The sequence below is a fragment of the Streptomyces daliensis genome (assembly GCF_054782395.1).
The window spans coordinates 58,878-77,276 of record NZ_BAAGSO010000057.1 but is presented as its reverse complement, the minus strand read 5'-3'; the positions used below and the strand labels follow the sequence as shown (position 1 = coordinate 77,276).

The following is an 18,399-nucleotide window of genomic DNA, read 5'->3' as shown; positions in this document are numbered from 1 at the left end:
CCCGGTGTGCGGGCGGCCAACCCCCGTCCGCACACCGGGCCCGGGTCTCAGGCCGCGGCGCCCGCCACGCTCTCCCGCAGCCGTGCCAGCGCCTCGTTCCAGGGCGACGGGGTGGCGACCAGCGCGCGCAGGCCGCGCACCTGGCGGGGCGGCAGCCCTACGGCGAGGACGCCTGTGGCCAGCCCGGCGCGCCCGTAGAGCGCGGCGGCCCGGCGCGGGGCCGCGTCCGGGTCCTCGGCGAGGTGGAGCAGTTCGACGTGGTCCGTCGCGTCGAGGTCCCCGTACGCCTGGAGCTTCAGTTCGTACTGGTCGGACCAGAAGTACGGCACCGGCGCGAACGTCCGCCGCTCCCCGAAGCGTTCGCCGTCCAGCTCGGCCAGCAGGTTGCGGGCCGCGAGCAGGCCCTGCTCGGTGGCGTTCATCCGGTGCTCGACGCGCAGGCCGCGCTCCAGCACGGGGTGGTGCCAGCGGGCGACGTCACCGGCCGCGTAGATGCCGGGGGCCGCGGCGCAGTACGCGTCGCAGCCGAGCCCGTCGGTGAGGTCGAGCCCGCCGGCCGTGCCGTCCGGGCCCGCGATCCACTCGACGGCCGGGTCCGAGCCGATGGCCACGAGCACGGTGTCGGCGGGCACGTGCGTGCCGTCAGCGAGGCGTACGCCCGTCGCCCTGCCTTCCCCGTCGGCCTCGACCCCGGCCACGCGGCGCCCGGTGAGCAGTTCGACGCCGTTGTCCCGGTGCACCCGCGCGAGGAGTTCGCCGACCCCGGCGCCCAGCGGACGCACCATCGGCGCGTCCCCCGGGCCGACGAGGGTGACCTCGTGGCCCAGCTTCCGTGCCACGGCCGCCGCCTCGGCGCCGAGCACGCCCATGCCCACAACGACGAGCCGACGCCCCGGCGTGGCCAGGCGCTCACGCAGGCGCAGCGCGTCGTCGAGGGTGCGCAGTTCGTGGACGCCCGCCACGCCCTCCGTGCCGGGCAGCGTGCGTGCGCGCACGCCCGTCGCGACGATGACGCCCGCGCAGTCCAGCACCGTGCCGTCGTCCAGGGTGACGCGGCGCGCCGCCGGGTCGAGCCCGGTGGCGCGTGTACCACGGCGCAGGTCCAGGTCAAGGGCGTCCAACTGCGCGGCGGCGCGCAGCGCGGTGCGCTCGGGCTCCCAGTCCCCGGAGAGGAGCTGCTTGGACAGCGGCGGCCTGTCGTACGGGAGGTGCTCCTCCTCTCCGACGAGCGTCAGCGCGCCGTCCCAGCCCGCGCGGCGCAGCGCCTCGACGGCGGCGAGCCCGGCCGCCGAGGCGCCGACGACCGCGATGCGCGCGGGGTACGGGGCGGGGCTGGGACTCATTCGTGCACCTGTATCGCGGCGGCGGGGCAGATGGTGGCGGCCTCGTGGACGGCGGCGTGCTGCTCGGCTGGCGGGTTCGCGTCCAGCAGCTCGACGATGCCGTCCTCGTCACGCTGGTCGAAGACCTCGGGCGCGACGAGCACGCACTGACCTGCGGCGCAGCATTTGTCGACGTCGAGGGTGATCTGCATCAGGGGGCTCCTTGCGGGGTGAATGTGCGGGGTGCGGAGGGGTGTCACCAGGTGACGGGCAGCTCGTGGCAGCCGTAGATGGCCATGTCCGTGCGGAACGGCACCTCGTCCACCGGGCCCGCAGGGCGCATCCCGGGGAAGCGGTGCAGCAGCGTGCCGATGACGACCTGGAGTTCGGCGCGGGCGAGTGCCTGCCCGAGGCACTGGTGGATGCCGTAGCCGAAGGCCACGTGGTGCTGCGAGTTGGGGCGGCACACGTCGAGCCGGTCGGGCTCGGGGAAGGTCGCCTCGTCGCGGTTGGCGGCTGGCACGGCGACGATGACGCCCTCGCCCGCGCGGATGAGGTGCCCGTCGATCTCGACGTCCTCGGTCGCGGCGCGGCGCGGCCCGTTGCGGATGATGCTGTGGAAGCGCAGCAGCTCCTCGACGGCGCCGCGGATGAGCGAGGGGTCCTCGCGCAACTGGTCCGCGGTCTCGTGGTCGAGCATGAGGGAGAGGGCGCTGAGGCCGATCATGTTGGCCGTCGTCTCGTGCCCGGCGATCAGCAGCAGCGCGGCGAAGGCGACGACGTCCTCGCGGGTCAGCTCGCCCTGCGCGTACTGCTCGGTCAGCAGCCTGCTGAGGATGTCCTCGCCGGGCTCGGCCTCCTTGGCCGCCACCAGGCCGTTGAGGTAGACGAGCAGCTCCTTGCGGGCCGTCGCGCGCTCCTCCTCGGGCAGCTCGCGCGAGAGCAACTGGCCTGTCAGGTGCTGGAACTTCTCGTGGTCGTCGTACGGCACGCCCAGCAGCAGGCTGATCGCCAGCGAGGGCAGCGGCAGGGCCAGCGCCTGGACGAGGTCGACGGGGTGCTCGGCGCGGTCGGTCTGCTCCATCGCGTCGCACAGCTCGTCGGTGATCTTCTGGAGCGTGGGGCGCAGCGCCTCGACGCGCTTGACCATGAAGTCACGCGTGACCATGCGGCGCAGCCGGGTGTGGTCCGGCGGGTCCATGCGGATGAAGCCGCGGGCCGCGCCGTCGACCGGGGCGCCGCCCGTCATGCCGCTGAGGGGGTAGCCGGGGCGCGTGGTGTCCGAGCTGAAGCGCTGGTCGCCGAGGATCGCGCGGACGTCCGCGTAGCGCGTGGCCAGCCAGGCCCAGGTGCCGTCCGGCAGCGAGACCTTGGACAGCGGCTCCTCGACGCGCAGCCGGTCCAGTCCGGCGGGCGGGTCGAACGGGCAGCCCGGCGGGGGCTCCGTGGGGAGGCGTGCCGGGGCGGGTGCGGGTGCGGTGGGGGTCATGCCGCGCTCCTTGCGTACCGAAGATGAGGTAACAGGCGTTAGCTTACGCATGTATCCCTACCGCGCGAAATCCGGGGCGCGCCGCGTCAAGGGCACGCCAAGCAGCGCCCAGGAAAAGGGAAAGGGGAGATCAGGGCGGGGTTCGGACGGGGTTCGGGCAGGGTCCGGGCAAGGACGGGCGGAGCCCGGGAAGTGAGCGGTGAGGCGGGAGGGGGCTCACCGCTCCAGCAGCAGCCCCAGCAGCTCGTCGACGAAGTTCTCCAGCCGCTTCGGGTCCTTGCGCCGCGGCATGACCTGCCACAGCGTGACCCGTCCGTGCACGCCCGACCACAGCACGTACGGCGCCTCGGCGCGCGTGCCCCGCACCCGCCAGCCCGCCGCCTCGCAGCGCTTCAGCGCCTCGTCCCAGCCGCCGACGACCACACGCGCGGGGTGCGCGGTGAGCCGCTCGTTCTCGACGGGCGTCTGCCACGTCTCGTACATCAGGCGGTACTTGGCGGGGTGCGTCACCGCGTAGTGGCAGTACGCGCGCAACTGCGCGCGCAGCCGCTCCACCGGCTCGTCCTGGGGCGCGGCGGCGTCGGCCTCGCCCATGTCCTCGCCGAGGCGGTCGAAGTTCTGGGCGAGGGTGGCCCACACCAGCTCGGTCTTGTCGGTGAAGTGGCGGTAGATGCTGGGCGCGGCGATGCCGACCTCGCGGGCCACGGCGCGCAGCGACAGCGCGTCCTCGCTGCCGACCTGCTCCAGCAGCCGTTCGGTGGCCTGAAGGATCTCCTCGCGCAGCCGCTCGCCCTGGCCCCTGGGGTTACGGGGCCGCCCGCCAGCGGTTCCCCGCGCCGCCCCTGCGGACTTCGCGGACTTCCCGGCCTTCGCCGCTCCGGCGCCGACCGCGCTCTTCGTGCCCGTACGCTCGGTCACCTCGTCACCTCCTCACCGGCCACCCACATTGACGTGCTCCCCGGCCTGAGGCTCAGGGATTCCGGTCTGGGCCGTGTGGCCCTTCCGGGGGCTTCCTGCTTCACGGCGCTGTGCGGGCACGTGTGCTCGTCTTACCGGCGCTCCACAGGCGTTTGGTGTCTCCGCCCGTCCGGCGGCGACGATACGGCGTCCCTCGACGAGGACATTGCGGGCCGCGTTGTGGTCACGCTCATGCACGATGCCGCACGCCCCGCACATCCACTCCCGCACGTGCAGGGGCTTGGGGCCGTCCCGCACTCCGCAGGCCGAGCAGACCTGGGAGGAGGGGAAGGCCCGGTCCACCCTGGCGAAGGTGCGGCCGTGCTTGGCCGCCTTGTACTCCAGCATCCCAGTGAACGAAGACCATCCCGCGTCGTGCACGGACTTGGCCAGCCGGGTACGGGCGAGACCGGACACCGCGAGGTCTTCCACATACACCGCTTGGTTCTCGCGGATGATCCGTGTGGATGCCTTGTGGTGCCAGTCCCGGCGCCGGTCCGCCACCCTGGCGTGCTGGCGCGCGACCTTGCTCCGGGCCTTGGCCCGGTTCTTCGACCCCTTCGCCTTGCGGGACAGCTCCCGCTGAAGACGCTTGAGCTTCTTCTCCGCCCGGCGCAGGAAACGGGGGCTGGCGATCCTGGAGCCGTCGGACAGGACGGCGAAGACGGACAGACCCAAGTCGATACCGGCCTCCGCTTCCACCTCGGGGAGGATGTCGGGCTCGGTCTCCACGACGAAACTGAGGAAGTACCGGCCCGCGCCGTCCCTGGTGACGGTCACAGAAGTCGGGGCCGCCGGAAGCCGACGCGACCACCTGACCTTGAGATGGCCGACCTTGGCCACATACACCCTGTCGTCGCCGGAGAGGGAGAAGGCGCTGCCGGTGAAGCGGATCGATTGACGGGTGTCTTTCTTCGACTTGTAGCGGGGAGGGCCGACCTTACGGCCGGACCGCTTGCCCTTCAGCGAGTCGAAGAAGTTCTTGTAGGCCGCATCCAGGTCCCGCAGGGACTGTTGCAGGACAACTGCCGAGACCTCGGCGAGCCAGGCACGTTCCCCGGTGCGCTTGGCCTGGGTGATACGCAGCCGCGACAACTCTGCCGACGTCACATACGGCAGCCCCGCCGCGTGCGCTTCCCTCCGGTCACGCAGACAGTCGTTCCACACCACACGAGCACACCCAAACGCCTTCGCCAGCGCACGGCACTGGGCGGCGTCCGGATAGGCCCGGTAGTTGTAACGAAGCTGCATACCGGTAACCCTACGACGATTGACCTCAAGAGCGGATAAAACGACCACGAGCATGGCAGGCATGTCGTTTCGCCGATGCACGCGCACATGGTCTTCGTGACAACCTACCGGCGCGGAGTCATCGTCGTGGATCCAGTGCCCCGCCTCGGGGAACTCCACGAGCCACGCGGCTCGTGTACATGACCGCACGGCCGCCGATGCGCGTCAGCGTCAGCACCGGAGGGGGGCGCTTCTATCTGTTCGGTCAAAGGTTGTGGGCTTCCTGTCGTAGTACGCCCTCGGTTCGAGGCTGGACAGGGAGGCGAACGAGGCGAGGAACAGGGCCCGTTTGAGCAGCTTGTTGCCGGCGTGGGGCGGGGCTTCGCCCCGGATGGAGGACCCGGAACGGTGGGTGGTGGGGGTCACTCCCGCGTAGGAGGCCAGGTGGGCGGCGGTGGGGAACGCGGACCCGTCGCCGACCTCGGCCAGGATGCGGGCGCCGATCCTGACCACGACTCTGGGCATGGAGGTGGGGACCTTCGCGAGAGGGTGGGCCCCAGCAGGGCGGCGATACGGGCCTCCAGGATCTCCCGGCGTTTGAACAGGACCGTGAGGGACTCGGCCAGGCCGGAGACGATCTCCCCCACCGAGTCGCTGCCGGGGACCGTGACGGTCCGCTCGACCAGCGGGCGGTGCGCATGCGCGGGGCGGTCTGGAGCATGACCTGGGTGATCTGCCCGGCACCGGCCCGGGCCAGGGCGGCCGGGGAACCGAAGGTCGCACCGCGCCCCGCCCCGCCCCGTCAGCCCCCGCGACGCTTCGGTACCGGAACGCGCATCAGGTCCTCCGCCACCGTCAGCTCGCCCTCGAAACCGGCGGCCCGCGCCTCGCGCGCGAAGGCCGAGGGGTCGCTGTAGCGCTGCGAGAAGTGGGTGAGCACGAGGCTGCGCACCCCGGACTCGGCCGCCACGCGGCCTGCCTGACCCGACGTCAAGTGGCCGTACTCGCGGGCCAGTTCCGCGTCCTCGTCCAAGAACGTCGACTCGATGACCAGCATGTCGCAGCCCTCGGCCAGCGCGTACACGCCGTCGCACAGCCGGGTGTCCATCACGAAGGCGAAGCGCTGACCCCTGCGCGGCTCGCTGACGTCTTCCAGGCGCACGCCCCGCAGCTCGCCCTCCCTCTGGAGACGGCCTACGTCGGGGCCCGCGATGCCGTGCGCGGCAAGGCGCTCGGGCAGCATGCGCCGGGAGTCGGGCTCGACGAGACCGTAGCCGTACGCCTCGACGGGGTGCGACAGCTTCTCGGCGTACAGCGTGAACGGCACCCGCGCCGCGCCCTCGCCGGAATCCCAGCCGGGGCGGCCGGAGCGCCCCTGGGCGGCGTCCGCGTCCGCCTCCGGGGAGGCCAGCACGCCGGGGCCGGTGACCGGCGCCTCGCGCAGCACCACCGTCTCGCGGTAGGCCGTCGCGTAGCGCAGCCGCTCGAAGAAGCGGGCGCCGCTCGCGGGGAAGTGCGCCGTCACCGGGTGCGGCACCCGGTCCAGGTTGATGCGCTGGATGACGCCCGCGAGACCCAGCGAGTGGTCCCCGTGGAAGTGCGTCACACAGATCCGGGTCAGGTCGTGCGCGGCGACACCGGCGCGCACCATCTGGCGCTGCGTGCCCTCGCCCGGGTCGAAGAGGATGCCCTGGCCGTCCCAGAGCAGGGCGTAGCCGTTGTGGTTGCGGTGCCGGGTCGGGACCTGGCTGGCGGTGCCGAGGACGACCAACTCTCTCAAGGACAAGGGGAGTTACCGATCCCTACCCGGGAGGCCATTCGAGACCGCGCCCGCCGAGCACATGGGCGTGCGCGTGGAAGACGGTCTGGCCCGCGCCTGCGCCGGTGTTGAACACGACGCGGTAGCCGGTGCCGGGGCCGCCGTCGGCCGCCGCGATCTTCTCCTCCTCGGCCACCCGCCCCGCCTCGCGCAGCACGTCGGCCGCGAGCTGCGGCGCGCCCGTCGCCAGGGAAGCGGCGTCGGGGTAGTGCGCCTTGGGGATCACCAGGACGTGCGTCGGCGCCTGGGGGTTGATGTCCCGGAAGGCGACCGTCGTGTCCGTCTCCCGGACGACGGTCGCGGGGACGTCACCCGCGACGATCTTGCAGAACAGGCAGTCGGCCTGAGGTTCTCCAGCCATGCACGGGATGCTACCGGGACACCCGCGCGCGAGGGCGGACGGCGGGGCCCCGGGTTGGACGGGCGCCCGCGCGGGCGCCTCGGCCGCCCCCTCGCCTCAGTGCCCCGTACCCGCGTCCCGCTGGCCGGGCGTCTCGCACTCGCAGGGCGGCGGCGGATCGGGCGAGGGGTCGGACGGCGGCGGGTCGGGGGAAGCCGTCACCGTCACCGTGACCGGCGGGGTCTCCGGCGGAGCCGTCGGCGAGGTGGTGCCGGTGGGGGTCACCGTCTCGGTCACCGTCGGCTCCGGCGTCCCCGTCCCCGTCTCCTCCGGCGGCTCCGAGCCGCTCTGCGAGGACGAGGCGGAGGCGGAGGCGGACGGCGCCGCGCAGTTGCCCAGCACCTCGGCGCGGAAGACGGTGCGCTTCCCGACCTTCGCCGTCAGGTCGCCCCGTACGCACCGGCCGTCGTGCTCCTCCGTCACCTTGCCCCTGACGGTGATCTCCGCGCCGCTCTTGGTCTCCCCCTGGCAGTCCACCTTCGCGACCTGCCGCCGCGCCTTCGCGCTCGACGACGCGGACGTGGAAGCGGAAGCGGAGCCGCCGCGCTGCCCGACGGTCGCGGTACAGCTCATCCACTGGACGTCGACACCGGCGCTCTCCAGTGACCGGGTACCCGCCTGGTCGGTGGTGAGGGCGACGGCGGCGGAGTTCAGACCGCCCGGGACCGGTTCGCAGGCGACCACCCCGCCGACCAGTACCCCCACGGCACCCACGGCACCGGCCACCCGCAGCGGCCCGCGCACCGACCGAGATGATCCACTCGTCCGCTGACGCCGTAATGCCCCCATACACGCAGCTTCCCACCGCGCCGCCCCCGCGCACAGCCCCGTTCCCGCCTCGGTACGGCAACGCCTCGGCCACGTCCCGGAACCGAGGCGGCGGCGCGTGGACGCGTCGCCTCCCGTACGCCCCATGACTACGTACGGGTGATTCGCCCGCCGCACAGAACCGCACCCCGTGGCAGGGCGCGAGGATCGGGCCGTGCCTTCCTGCCTCTCTCCCGTCCGGCCACCGCGCCCCGCGTCGTCGCTGTCCACCGCCCTCCGGAAGGGGGCCGCGCTGTGACCGCCCTCGTCACGCCGACGGCGTCACCGCACGGCCCCGACCCCGATCCCGAGCACGCCCCCACCGACCCCACCGACCCCGCTCCCCCGCCGCCGCAGCCCGGTTCGGCGGCCCCCGCGCCGTCCCCGGCCGTACGGCCCTGGCGCCGCTCGCGCGCCGACGTACTGCTGTGCTGCGCGCTGCTCGCGGCCGTGCTGCTCGTGCAGGGCTGGAACGTCACCCACTACCCCCTCGTCTCCGAGTGCGAGGCCGCCCTGCTCGCCGACGCCTGGGCCGTCCAGCACGGCGAAGGGCTCGCGCTCACCACCTACCGCTGGGACCAGCCGCCACTCGCACCCCTCCAACTCGCCCTCCTCACCTGGCTTCCCGCGCTGCTCTCGCCCGAGGCGCTGACCGTGGCGCCGGTGCGGGCCGTCGCGCTGGCGGCGAGTGCCATGAGCGCGGTGCTGCTGTACGTGCTGGCGCGCCGCCTGCGGCTGCCCCGGTGGGCTGCGGGTGCGGCGGTGGCGCTGTACGGGCTCTCGCCGCTGTCCGTCGTCACACTGCGGGCCGTCTCCTCCGACGGCCTCGCACTGCCCTGGCTCCTGTGCGCCTTCGTCCTCGCCGTGCCCCCGCACCCACACCCACAACTCCACACTGCCTGGCGCCCGTTCGCGGCCGGGCTGGCCGCCGCCGTCGCGGTGCTCACCGAGGAGACGGCGTTCGTGGCGCTGCCCGCGCTGCTGCTGACGCTGTGGACGCACACCCCGCACACCCCGCACAGCCCGCACGAGACGACGCGCGGCGCGCGCGGCCGGGCGGCACTCACCGCCGCCTGCGGCTTCCTGCTCCCCCTGCTGGCCTGGGTGCTCCTCGCCTTCCTGCGCGGCGGGCTGCTGCCGCCTCCGGGCACGTCCCGGCCCGGCGCCTCGCTGCTCGGGGCGCTCCGCGAACGGCTGGCCGACGCCGGTTCCGGCTCCGTGTTCACGCCAGGATCCGCCGCACGCCGCATGATCGGGGGCTGGCTCTCCTGCGACCTGGTGCTGCCCGTAGCGGGGCTGCTGGCCGCGCTGCTGCTGGTCGAGGGCGCGCGCTGGTCCCGTACGGCGAGGGCGTCGGCCGGGCCCGCGCTCGCCGTTCTCCTGACGGCCGCCTTCGCGGCGCTGTGTCCCTCCGGCACGGGCGGCCACCCCGGCGCCTCGACGTACGCCGTGCAGGCGCTGCCGTTCCTCGCCCTCTCCCTCGCCGCGCTCGCCGCCGCGCTCACCTCCCGCGTCCTGCACGGCGGACGCGCCGCACGGGACGACGAGCACTCCGTACAGGACGACGAGCATGCCGTAAGGGGCGACGAACCCCGTACGGAGCACCTGCTCCTGAGCATCTGCCGCTGGACGCTGGTGTGGCTCCTGGCCGCCGCCGCACTGCTCGGGACCGTACCGCGCTGGTACGAGGGGGACCGCGCGGTCCTCACAGCGGAGGCCAACGCCCCGCAGCGGCAGGCCCTTTCCTGGCTACGCGCCTCCGTCGCACGCCCCGAGTCGGACCGCGTCCTCAGCGACGGCACGCTCTGGCTCGGCCTCGTGCACAGCGGGTTCCGGCCGCGCACGGGCGCCGTCTGGTCCCATACGGCCGCGCACGACCCCGCCGTCGCCGCCGCACTCCCGCGCGGCTGGCGCGATCTGGACTACGTCGTCTCGACGCCGCTGCTGCGCCGCGAGGCGCCCCGCCTCCCGATGACGCGCCGTGCCCTCGCGCACTCCGAGCGGCTGGCCTCGTTCGGCGAGGGCGCGGCCAGGGTCGAGGTCCGCTGGGTACCGGCGGGCTCCCAGGGGCAGGGCACGCGGAAGACGCCCGGCATCAGCCCCAGCGCCCGGTACGGGCCAGCAACAGAGCCGCGGCAACCCTGCCCGCAATAGAGACGCGCCGAGCACCGGCAGGCACACAGGCGCAAGGCACGCGGAAGACGCCCGGCATCAGCCCCAGCGCCCGGTACGGGCCAGCAACAGAGCCGCGGCAGCCGTGCCCGCGGTAGAGGTGCGCAGCACGGTCGGGCCGAGCCGGCAGGGCTTCGCACCCGCCTCGGCGAACGCGGCCAGTTCCTCGGTCGAGACCCCGCCCTCGGGCCCGACGACGAGCACGATGCCCCCGTCCCCCGCGCCGTCCACGTCGCCCGGAAGCGCGGCCGTGGCCAGTGGCGCGCTGCCCTCCTCGTGCAGCACCGCGCCCAGCGCCGCGCCGGAGAGCAGCGCGCCGACCTGCTTGGTGGTGGCCAGGTCCGCGACCTCGGGGAAGCGCAGCCTTCGCGCCTGCTTGCCCGCCTCGCGCGCCGTGGCACGCCACTTGGCGAGCGACTTGAGCCCGCGCTCGCCCTTCCACTGCGTCACGCAGCGCGCCGCCGCCCACGGGACGATCACGTCCACGCCGGTCTCGGTCATGGTCTCGACGGCCAGTTCGCCGCGGTCGCCCTTGGGCAGCGCCTGGACGACGGTGATGCGGGGCCGGGGTTCGGGCTCGGTCCGCACGTCCGTGACCGTCACCGTCAGCCGGTCCTTGCCCTCGACCCCGGCCACGGTGCCGTAGGCGCCGGTGCCCGCGCCGTCCGTCAGGACGATCTCCTCGCCCGCGCGCAGCCGCCGTACGGAGACGGCGTGCCGCCCCTCGGGCCCCTCCAGTACCACCGTGCCGACGGCCAGCCCGGCCGCTTCGGCGAGGAAGACCGGGGCGCTCAAGCGAGGCCGCCCGCACCGCCGCGTACCGCCATGCCCTCGCGGGCCACGGACAGCTCGGCCGCCAGGACCTCCACGAGCTGCGCCGCCGGCAGCGCGCGCGCCAGCCGGTGGCCCTGGCCCGCCCACAGCGCCATGCCCTGCGGGTCGCCCGCCTTGGCCGCCGCCTTGCGCAGACCGGCCGTCAGGTAGTGGATCTGCGGGTAGGCGGCGGGCGCGTACGGGCCGTGCTCGCGGATGAAGCGGTTCACCAGGCCGCGCGCCGGGCGTCCCGAGAAGGCGCGGGTCAGCTCCGTACGGACGAAGAGGGGGTTCGTCATCGCCTGCTTGTGGACCTCGCTGGCGCCCGACTCGGGGCAGACGACGAACGCCGTGCCCAGTTGCGCCGCGCTCGCGCCCGCCGCCAGCACGGCCGCGATCTGGCCGCCGCGCATCAGCCCGCCCGCGGCGATGATCGGCACCTGCACGGCCTCCTTGACCTGCGTCACGAGCGACAGCAGCCCGATGCCCGAGCTGGCGCCGTCGATCTGCGGGTCGTCGCGGTGCGTGCCCTGGTGGCCGCCCGCCTCGACGCCCTGGACGATCACCGCGTCGATGCCCGACCACTGCGCCGTCTCGGCCTCGGCGGCCGAGGTGACGGTGGCGACGGTGAAGGTGCCCACCTTCGCGAAGCGCTCCAGCACACTGCGCGTGGGGCAGCCGAAGTGGAAGGAGACGACGGGGACGGGGTCGTCGAAGAGTATGGCCAGCTTGCCCTCGTACGCGTCGTCGCTGCCCCGGTCCGTGTCACCGAGCGCGGTCTCGTACCAGGCCGCCTCACCCGCGAGCTGGTCCCGGTACACCTCGATGGCGGCGGGGTCGCTGGTCGGGGGCTGGGGCATGAAGAGGTTCACGTTGAAGGCGCGGTCGGTGAGCCGCCGGACCTGTTTGATCTCCTCGTACATGGCCTCCGGCGTCTTGTAGCCCGCCGCGAGGGAGCCCAGGCCGCCCGCCTCGCTGACGGCGGCGGCCAGCTCGGGCCCTGAGACGCCGCCCGCCATGGGGGCCTGCACGATCGGGTGTTCGGTCAGCTCGGACAACGTGGTCACAGCGGAGGGCATGGCTACATCCTGTCACGCGCCGTGTGTCATCTGTCGGGCAAGGTGCCCGTTGCGGAGGGCCCCCGGGGCACCAGCGCGGACGTGCGTGTCCGCGCTGGTGACAGGGCTGGACCGGCTCGTCCGAGGGCGCCAGTGGGCGTCTTGGGAGGTGTCGCTCCCCCACGCGCCCTCACCCGTCACGTACCCGCCGCGGCGGCCCCTCGCGGGCCCGCCGCTAGTGCGCCTCACCGGCCGTTGAACGCGTCCTTGAGCCGCGAGAACAGGCCCTGCTGACCCGGCTGGAACGTGCCCGTGGGCCGCTCCTCGCCGCGCAGCTTCGCGAGGCGCCGCATCAGCTCCTCCTGCTCGGGCTCCAGCTTCGTCGGGGTGGTCACCTCGACGTGGACGATGAGCTGGCCACGGCCGCCGCCCCGCAGATGCGTGATGCCGCGGTCGTGCAGCGGGATCGACTGCCCGGACTGCGTGCCCGGCCGGATGTCGACCTCCTCCATCCCGTCGAGCGTCTCCAGCGGCACCTTCGTGCCGAGCGAGGCGGCCGTCATCGGGATGGTGACCGTGCAGTGCAGATCGTCGCCCCTGCGCTGGAAGACGGGGTGCGCGTTCTCGTGGATCTCGACGTAGAGATCGCCCGCCGGACCGCCGCCGGGGCCGACCTCGCCCTCGCCCGCGAGCTGGATGCGGGTGCCGTTGTCGACGCCTGCGGGGATCTTGACGGTGAGGCTGCGCCGCGAGCGGATGCGGCCGTCACCGGCGCACTCGGGGCACGGGGTGGGCACGACGGTGCCGAAGCCCTGGCACTGCGGGCAGGGGCGCGACGTCATGACCTGGCCCAGGAAGGAGCGCGTGACCTGGGAGACCTCACCACGGCCCCGGCACATGTCACACGTCTGCGCCGAGGTGCCAGGGGCCGCGCCCTCGCCGCTGCACGTGGTGCAGACGACGGCGGTGTCGACCTGGATCTCCTTGGTGGTCCCGAAGGCCGCCTCGTCCAGATCGATGTCCAGCCGGATCATGGCGTCCTGGCCCCGCCGCGTGCGGGACCGGGGCCCGCGCTGCGACGCGGTGCCGAAGAACGCGTCCATGATGTCCGAGAAGTTCCCGAAGCCCGCGCCGAAGCCGCCGGGCCCACCGCCCGCGGCACCCGAGGCCGGGTCGCCGCCGAGGTCGTAGACCTGCTTCTTCTGCGGGTCCGACAGCACCTCGTAAGCGGTGTTGATCTCCTTGAACCGCTCCTGGGTCTTCGGGTCCGGATTGACGTCCGGATGCAGCTCGCGGGCCAGGCGGCGGAAAGCCTTCTTGATCTCGTCCTGCGAGGCGTCGCGCTGCACGCCGAGGACCGCGTAGTAGTCCGTCGCCACTTACGACTCCGCGAGGATCTGTCCGACGTAACGTGCCACTGCGCGTACCGCTCCCATCGTTCCGGGGTAGTCCATGCGGGTCGGTCCGACCACGCCGAGCTTGGCGACTGCTTCGTCGCCCGAACCGTAGCCGACCGATACGACCGATGTGGAACTCAGGCCCTCGTGGGCATTCTCATGCCCGATTCGTACCGTCATGCCCGGGTCCTTGGCCTCCCCGAGCAGCTTGAGCAGCACGACCTGCTCCTCCAGGGCCTCCAGCACCGGCCGGATGGTCAGGGGGAAGTCGTGCCCGAAGCGGGTGAGGTTCGAGGTGCCGCCGATCATCAGCCGCTCCTCGGTCTCCTCGACCAGGGTCTCCAGGAGCGTCGCCAGGACCGCCGAGATCGAGCCGCGGTCGTCCGCGTCGAACGCCTCGGGCAGGTCCTGCACGAGGGACGGGACCTCCGTGAACCGCTCGCCCACGACCCGGCTGTTGAGCCGGGCCCGCAGATCGGCCAGGGTGGCCTCTCCGATGGGCCCAGGAGTATCGATCATGCGCTGTTCGACACGGCCCGTGTCCGTGATGAGCACGAGCATCAGCCGCGCGGGCGCCAGCGAGAGCAGTTCCACGTGCCGCACCGTCGAGCGCGTCAGCGAGGGGTACTGCACCACGGCGACCTGCCGGGTGAGCTGCGCGAGCAGCCGCACCGTGCGGCCCACCACATCGTCCAGATCGACGGCGCCGTCCAGGAAGTTCTGGATGGCCCGGCGCTCCGGCGAGGACAGCGGCTTCACCCCGGCGAGCTTGTCGACGAAGAGGCGGTACCCCTTGTCCGTCGGGATGCGCCCGGCGCTGGTGTGCGGCTGGGCGATGTACCCCTCGTCCTCCAGCGCCGCCATGTCGTTACGCACGGTGGCCGGGGACACCCGCAGGTTGTGCCGCTCCGTGAGCGCCTTGGAACCCACGGGCTCCTCGGTGCCCACGTAGTCCTGGACGATGGCGCGCAGCACTTCGAGTCTGCGTTCACTGAGCATCGCGCACACCTCCCGCCCGGCCGTAGGTCTGGATTCTCTGCCGCTTCCTGGCATTCCCTGGCACTCTCACCGGATGAGTGCCAGCTTTCCCCGGGCCAGTGTACGGCCGGTCACCATGGCCGGGGCAAGGGTGGCCGGACCTGACGGTATCGCGGCCCTTCCGTCGCACCCGTGAGGCAGTCGCCGGCCGGGCGCGGGGAGAGGGCTGCCGTTAGCGTCGTCGTATGACGGGTCATTGGGAAGAGGGAGCGGACGACGGACCTACGGCGGACACGGGCGCGGACACGGTCTGGGAGCGGCTGGCGCCCGGCGTCGTACGGCGCAGGCTTCCCGGCTGGGACGCCACCGTGGGCGCCGTGGCGAGCGACGAGGGCGTACTCGTCGTCGACACCGGATCGTCCCTGCGCGAGGGGGCACGCATCCGCTCCGAGCTGCGGGAACTGTTCGGCCTGCCCGTGACGCACATCGCCCTCACCCACCCCCACTTCGACCATGTGCTGGGCACGGCCGCGTTCGCCGGTGTGCAGGTCTACGGCGCCGTCGGCGTGGACGAGCTGCTGGCGCGCCCGCGAGCGCGCGAGGCGCTGCGCGACGACGCCGTCGCGCACGGTCTCGCCCCGGACGCTGCGACCGAGGCGGTGGACGTCCTCGTGCGCCCGCACCACCCCGTCTCCGGCGAACTCACCCTCACCTTCGGGAACCGGCAGGTGCTGCTCGCGAACGTCGGGCCCGGGCACACGGGGCACGATCTGGCGGTGCTGGTGCCGGGCGCCGGGGGTTCGGCGGGGACGACGGGTTCGACGGGCGCTGAGGAGGCCCGTGAGGTCGTCTTCTGCGGCGATCTGGTGGAGGAGTCGGGCGAACCCCAGGCCGGGCGCGACGCCCAGCCGGGCCACTGGCCGCAGGCGCTGGACCGGCTGCTGGCGCTGGGCGGCGAGGACGCGCGCTATGTGCCGGGGCACGGCGCCGTCGTCGGCGCGGACTTCGTACGCGCCCAACGCGAGCGGCTGGCACAGCGGTTCGCGGACGGCTGAGCGGCACGCCGGTTCGCGGACGGCTGAAGAGGCCGTGAAGAATGAGCGCATGCGCAGCGGTCCGAGCAAGCGATACAGCCCCGATCTGACGCCGCCGTGGAAGCAGCGGCGGCCCGTCCCTGAGGTTCCGGCTGAGCCCGACCTCGTGGTCGAGGAGGTCACCACCGGCTTCTGCGGCGCGGTGATCCGGTGCGAGAAGACGGCGGAGGGCCCGACGGTCACCCTTGAGGACCGCTTCGGCAAGCACCGCGTCTTCCCCATGGAGCCGCGCGGCTTCCTGCTGGAGGGGAAGCCGGTGACGCTGGTACGGCCCACGGCCGCCACCTCTGCCGCCTCCCCCGCATCCGGCGGCTCCGCTTCCGGGCCCGGGGGCGCCTCCGGGCCGACGGGGCGCAGGCTGACGGCTTCCGGTTCGCTGGCGGTGCCGGGCGCGCGGGCCCGGGTGGCACGCGCGGGACGGATCTATGTGGAGGGACGGCACGACGCGGAGCTGGTCGAGAAGGTCTGGGGCGACGACCTGCGCATCGAGGGCGTCGTCGTGGAGTACCTGGAGGGCGTCGACGACCTCCCCGCGATCGTGGAAGCCTTCGGCCCCTCCCCCGAGGCACGCCTCGGCGTACTGGTCGACCACCTCGTGCCCGGCTCGAAGGAGTCCCGCATCGCGGAGCGGGTCACGGGCGAGGACGTGCTGGTCGTGGGCCACCCGTACATCGACATCTGGGAGGCCGTGAAGCCCGCCTCCGTGGGCATCGAAGCCTGGCCCCGGGTGCCGAAGGGGCAGGACTGGAAGACCGGCGTGTGCCGCGCACTGGGCTGGCCTGAGAACACGGGTGCCGCCTGGCGGCGCATCCTGGGCCACGTCCACAGCTACCGCGATCTGGAACCCGATCTGCTGGGGCGCGTCGAGCACCTCATCGACCATGTGACGGTGGGCGGCCCCGCCTCCGCTTGAGGGGCCCGGGTCCCGGCGCGGGCCCCGGACACCTCACCAGCGGGTTCCGCTTCGGCGTCCGGCACGGGTGCGGGCGCGGCGGAAGGGCGGCCCGTACCGGACAATGGACGTATGCCCTCCGCACTGCCCGATGGCGAGCCCATGCCCGACGACGGCTCGCTGCCCGCGAGCGCCCTCGCCGCCGAGCCCGCAGCACCCCTCGGCTTCTACCTCCACGTCCCGTACTGCGCCACCCGCTGCGGCTACTGCGACTTCAACACCTACACCGCCAGTGAGCTGCGCGGTTCCGGCGGCGCGCTCGCCTCGCGGGACAACTACGCCGCGCACATCGCCGAGGAGGTCCGCCTCGCGCGCAAGGTCCTCGGCGACGACCCCCGGCAGGTGGACACGGTGTTCGTCGGCGGCGGCACGCCCACCCTGCTGCCGCCCGAGGACCTCGGGCTGATGCTGTCGGCGATCCGCGACGAGTTCGGCCTCGCGCCGGACGCGGAGATCACCACCGAGGCCAACCCGGAGTCCGTCACCCCCGGCTCCCTGGAGCGGCTGCGCGAGGCGGGCTTCAACCGCGTCTCCTTCGGCATGCAGAGCGCCCGGCAGCACGTGCTGCGCGTCCTGGACCGGGCGCACACCCCGGGGCGGCCCGAGGAAGCCGCCGCCGAGGCACGCGCCGCCGGATTCGAGCACATCAACCTCGACCTGATCTACGGCACCCCCGGCGAGTCCAACGACGACTGGCGGGCCTCCCTCCACGCCGCCCTGGAGGCCAGGCCCGACCACGTGTCCGCCTACGCCCTCATCGTCGAGGAGGGCACCCAGCTCGCCCGCCGCATCCGTCGCGGCGAGGTGCCCATGACGGACGACGACGTGCACGCCGACCGCTACCTCATCGCCGACGAGATCCTCTCCTCGGCCGGGCTGACCTGGTACGAGGTCTCCAACTGGGCGACGGACGGCGACGCGTCGGCGCGCTGCCGGCACAACGAGCTGTACTGGACCGGTGCCGACTGGTGGGGGGCCGGGCCCGGGGCGCACAGTCATGTGGGCGGGGTGCGGTGGTGGAACGTCAAGCATCCCGGGGCGTATGCGCAGGCACTGACCGAGGGGCGCTCGCCCGGCGCGGGCCGGGAACTCCTGTCCGCGGAGGACCGGCGCGTGGAACGCATCCTGCTGGAACTCCGCCTCTCCGACGGCTGCCCCCTCTCCCTCCTCGCGCCCGAGGGCGCCCGCGCGGCGGACCGCGCCCTGTCGGACGGCCTCCTGCAACGTGGCCCCTACGAGAAGGGCCGCGCGGTCCTGACCCTGCGAGGCCGCCTCCTGGCCGACGCGGTGGTCCGCGACCTGGTCGACTGACGGCCCCTTCGCGGGGTGCGGAAGGAAACGGGGGTGCCCCGTTCGTCGGGGGTGTTGCGCGAGACGGGTCCCCTTCGCGGGGTGCGGAAGGAAACGGGGGGTTGCCCCCTTCACGGGGGTGTTGCGCGGGACGGTTGGCCCGTGTGGTGCGCGCTGTAGGGTCCCGCGCTGATTTTTGCGCCGCAGCACGGGGGCGCTGCGCGTGTGGCGGGGCGCCGTTTTCGGGTGCGGGCCGGTGGCTTCGGCGCGGCGTGTGGTTGCGGTAGTACGCGGCTGGCGCCGCGTGATTCCGGGTTTCCACCGTGGTTGTGGGCGCGTGGGTGCGGGGTGTCCGGTGCCGGGGTGGGGTGTCTCCTCGGCGTGAAGGTCTCGCTTTCGACTTACGGCCGGTGACTTTCTCGACCTGCGGGGACACCCCACCCCGTCCCCGTCCCGCCGGTGGCCCACCTCCACCCCGGGTCGGCTGGGGTCGGCTCCTTGGCGTGCGGCGGCACGCATCCAGCGCGGGACCTACGGTCCCCACTTCACGGGCCGACCGTCCCGCGCAACACCCCCTTGGCAGGGGTGCGCCTACCCGGTTGCCCCTTTGGGGTTTCGTTC

17 protein-coding genes are annotated in these 18,399 nt (G+C 73.3%); 4 read left to right on the top strand and 13 right to left on the bottom strand.

Annotated elements, in window-relative coordinates; genetic code table 11:
* Window positions 1–47: 47 nt before the first annotated feature.
* The 9 genes from ACYVOO_RS12015 to ACYVOO_RS11975 all read right to left on the bottom strand — a co-directional run bounded on the left by ACYVOO_RS12015 (window position 48) and on the right by ACYVOO_RS11975 (window position 7,961).
* The gene (locus ACYVOO_RS12015; protein WP_461015635.1) at window positions 48–1,343 is read right to left on the bottom strand and encodes an NAD(P)/FAD-dependent oxidoreductase; all 1,296 of its coding nucleotides are present in this window, start codon (window positions 1,341–1,343) and stop codon (window positions 48–50) included.
* Window positions 1,340–1,534, bottom strand: a complete 195-nt coding sequence (locus ACYVOO_RS12010; protein ID WP_453348702.1) for a ferredoxin — start codon at window positions 1,532–1,534, stop codon at window positions 1,340–1,342. The genes ACYVOO_RS12015 and ACYVOO_RS12010 overlap by 4 nt, the downstream gene beginning before the upstream one ends.
* A 44-nt stretch (window positions 1,535–1,578) precedes the next feature.
* Window positions 1,579–2,811: a cytochrome P450 gene (locus tag ACYVOO_RS12005; protein ID WP_461015634.1), complete on the bottom strand. Its 1,233-nt coding sequence runs from the start codon at window positions 2,809–2,811 to the stop codon at window positions 1,579–1,581.
* Between the two features lie 216 nt (window positions 2,812–3,027).
* The gene (locus tag ACYVOO_RS12000) at window positions 3,028–3,729 is read right to left on the bottom strand and encodes a TetR/AcrR family transcriptional regulator (protein WP_461015633.1); all 702 of its coding nucleotides are present in this window, start codon (window positions 3,727–3,729) and stop codon (window positions 3,028–3,030) included.
* 12 nt (window positions 3,730–3,741) lie between these two features.
* Window positions 3,742–5,019 carry an RNA-guided endonuclease InsQ/TnpB family protein gene (locus ACYVOO_RS11995; RefSeq protein ID WP_461015632.1) on the bottom strand — a complete coding sequence of 426 codons (1,278 nt, stop codon included), beginning with the start codon at window positions 5,017–5,019 and terminating at the stop codon, window positions 3,742–3,744.
* Between the two features lie 210 nt (window positions 5,020–5,229).
* Window positions 5,230–5,523: an IS110 family transposase gene (locus ACYVOO_RS11990; RefSeq protein ID WP_461015631.1), complete on the bottom strand. Its 294-nt coding sequence runs from the start codon at window positions 5,521–5,523 to the stop codon at window positions 5,230–5,232.
* Window positions 5,524–5,800: 277 nt separating this feature from the next.
* The gene (locus tag ACYVOO_RS11985; RefSeq protein WP_461015630.1) at window positions 5,801–6,784 is read right to left on the bottom strand and encodes a ribonuclease Z; all 984 of its coding nucleotides are present in this window, start codon (window positions 6,782–6,784) and stop codon (window positions 5,801–5,803) included.
* A 16-nt stretch (window positions 6,785–6,800) separates the two neighbouring features.
* Window positions 6,801–7,178, bottom strand: coding sequence for a histidine triad nucleotide-binding protein (locus ACYVOO_RS11980; RefSeq protein ID WP_461015629.1), 378 nt, complete (start codon window positions 7,176–7,178; stop codon window positions 6,801–6,803).
* Between the two features lie 96 nt (window positions 7,179–7,274).
* Window positions 7,275–7,961 (bottom strand): hypothetical protein, encoded by a 687-nt coding sequence (locus ACYVOO_RS11975; RefSeq protein WP_461015628.1) that lies wholly within the window; start codon window positions 7,959–7,961, stop codon window positions 7,275–7,277.
* 318 nt (window positions 7,962–8,279) lie between these two features.
* Between ACYVOO_RS11975 and ACYVOO_RS11970 the strand changes: the two genes are divergently transcribed.
* A complete protein-coding gene (locus tag ACYVOO_RS11970; protein ID WP_461015627.1) occupies window positions 8,280–10,178 on the top strand; it encodes a phospholipid carrier-dependent glycosyltransferase in 1,899 nt (632 codons plus the stop codon).
* A gap of 57 nt (window positions 10,179–10,235) precedes the next feature.
* Here ACYVOO_RS11970 and ACYVOO_RS11965 read toward each other — a convergent pair whose 3' ends face one another.
* The 4 genes from ACYVOO_RS11965 to hrcA all read right to left on the bottom strand — a co-directional run bounded on the left by ACYVOO_RS11965 (window position 10,236) and on the right by hrcA (window position 14,463).
* Entirely contained in the window at window positions 10,236–10,991 is a 756-nt protein-coding gene (locus tag ACYVOO_RS11965) for a 16S rRNA (uracil(1498)-N(3))-methyltransferase (RefSeq protein WP_461015626.1), read from the bottom strand.
* Complete coding sequence (locus ACYVOO_RS11960; RefSeq protein WP_461015625.1) at window positions 10,988–12,088, bottom strand: nitronate monooxygenase; 1,101 nt, start codon at window positions 12,086–12,088, stop codon at window positions 10,988–10,990. The genes ACYVOO_RS11965 and ACYVOO_RS11960 overlap by 4 nt, the downstream gene beginning before the upstream one ends.
* 224 nt (window positions 12,089–12,312) lie before the next feature.
* Window positions 12,313–13,446: a molecular chaperone DnaJ gene (gene dnaJ / locus ACYVOO_RS11955; protein ID WP_461015624.1), complete on the bottom strand. Its 1,134-nt coding sequence runs from the start codon at window positions 13,444–13,446 to the stop codon at window positions 12,313–12,315.
* A complete protein-coding gene (gene hrcA / locus ACYVOO_RS11950; RefSeq protein ID WP_453348688.1) occupies window positions 13,447–14,463 on the bottom strand; it encodes a heat-inducible transcriptional repressor HrcA in 1,017 nt (338 codons plus the stop codon).
* A gap of 224 nt (window positions 14,464–14,687) precedes the next feature.
* Between hrcA and ACYVOO_RS11945 the strand changes: the two genes are divergently transcribed.
* The 3 genes from ACYVOO_RS11945 to hemW all read left to right on the top strand — a co-directional run bounded on the left by ACYVOO_RS11945 (window position 14,688) and on the right by hemW (window position 17,799).
* A complete protein-coding gene (locus ACYVOO_RS11945) occupies window positions 14,688–15,497 on the top strand; it encodes an MBL fold metallo-hydrolase (protein WP_461015623.1) in 810 nt (269 codons plus the stop codon).
* Between the two features lie 49 nt (window positions 15,498–15,546).
* Entirely contained in the window at window positions 15,547–16,449 is a 903-nt protein-coding gene (locus tag ACYVOO_RS11940; protein ID WP_461015622.1) for a DUF3097 domain-containing protein, read from the top strand.
* A gap of 111 nt (window positions 16,450–16,560) precedes the next feature.
* Window positions 16,561–17,799, top strand: coding sequence for a radical SAM family heme chaperone HemW (hemW, locus tag ACYVOO_RS11935; RefSeq protein WP_461015621.1), 1,239 nt, complete (start codon window positions 16,561–16,563; stop codon window positions 17,797–17,799).
* The last annotated feature ends 600 nt before the right edge of the window (window positions 17,800–18,399 follow it).

Coding starts and splice junctions, on each gene's coding strand:
- ACYVOO_RS12015 (WP_461015635.1), bottom strand. CDS start 1,343: ATGAGTCCCAGCCCCGCCCCGTACCCCGCGCGCATCGCGGTCGTCGGC.
- ACYVOO_RS12010 (WP_453348702.1), bottom strand. CDS start 1,534: ATGCAGATCACCCTCGACGTCGACAAATGCTGCGCCGCAGGTCAGTGC.
- ACYVOO_RS12005 (WP_461015634.1), bottom strand. CDS start 2,811: ATGACCCCCACCGCACCCGCACCCGCCCCGGCACGCCTCCCCACGGAG.
- ACYVOO_RS11995 (WP_461015632.1), bottom strand. CDS start 5,019: ATGCAGCTTCGTTACAACTACCGGGCCTATCCGGACGCCGCCCAGTGC.
- ACYVOO_RS11990 (WP_461015631.1), bottom strand. CDS start 5,523: ATGCCCAGAGTCGTGGTCAGGATCGGCGCCCGCATCCTGGCCGAGGTC.
- ACYVOO_RS11980 (WP_461015629.1), bottom strand. CDS start 7,178: ATGGCTGGAGAACCTCAGGCCGACTGCCTGTTCTGCAAGATCGTCGCG.
- ACYVOO_RS11960 (WP_461015625.1), bottom strand. CDS start 12,088: ATGCCCTCCGCTGTGACCACGTTGTCCGAGCTGACCGAACACCCGATC.
- hrcA (WP_453348688.1), bottom strand. CDS start 14,463: ATGCTCAGTGAACGCAGACTCGAAGTGCTGCGCGCCATCGTCCAGGAC.
- ACYVOO_RS11945 (WP_461015623.1), top strand. CDS start 14,688: ATGACGGGTCATTGGGAAGAGGGAGCGGACGACGGACCTACGGCGGAC.
- ACYVOO_RS11940 (WP_461015622.1), top strand. CDS start 15,547: ATGCGCAGCGGTCCGAGCAAGCGATACAGCCCCGATCTGACGCCGCCG.
- hemW (WP_461015621.1), top strand. CDS start 16,561: ATGCCCTCCGCACTGCCCGATGGCGAGCCCATGCCCGACGACGGCTCG.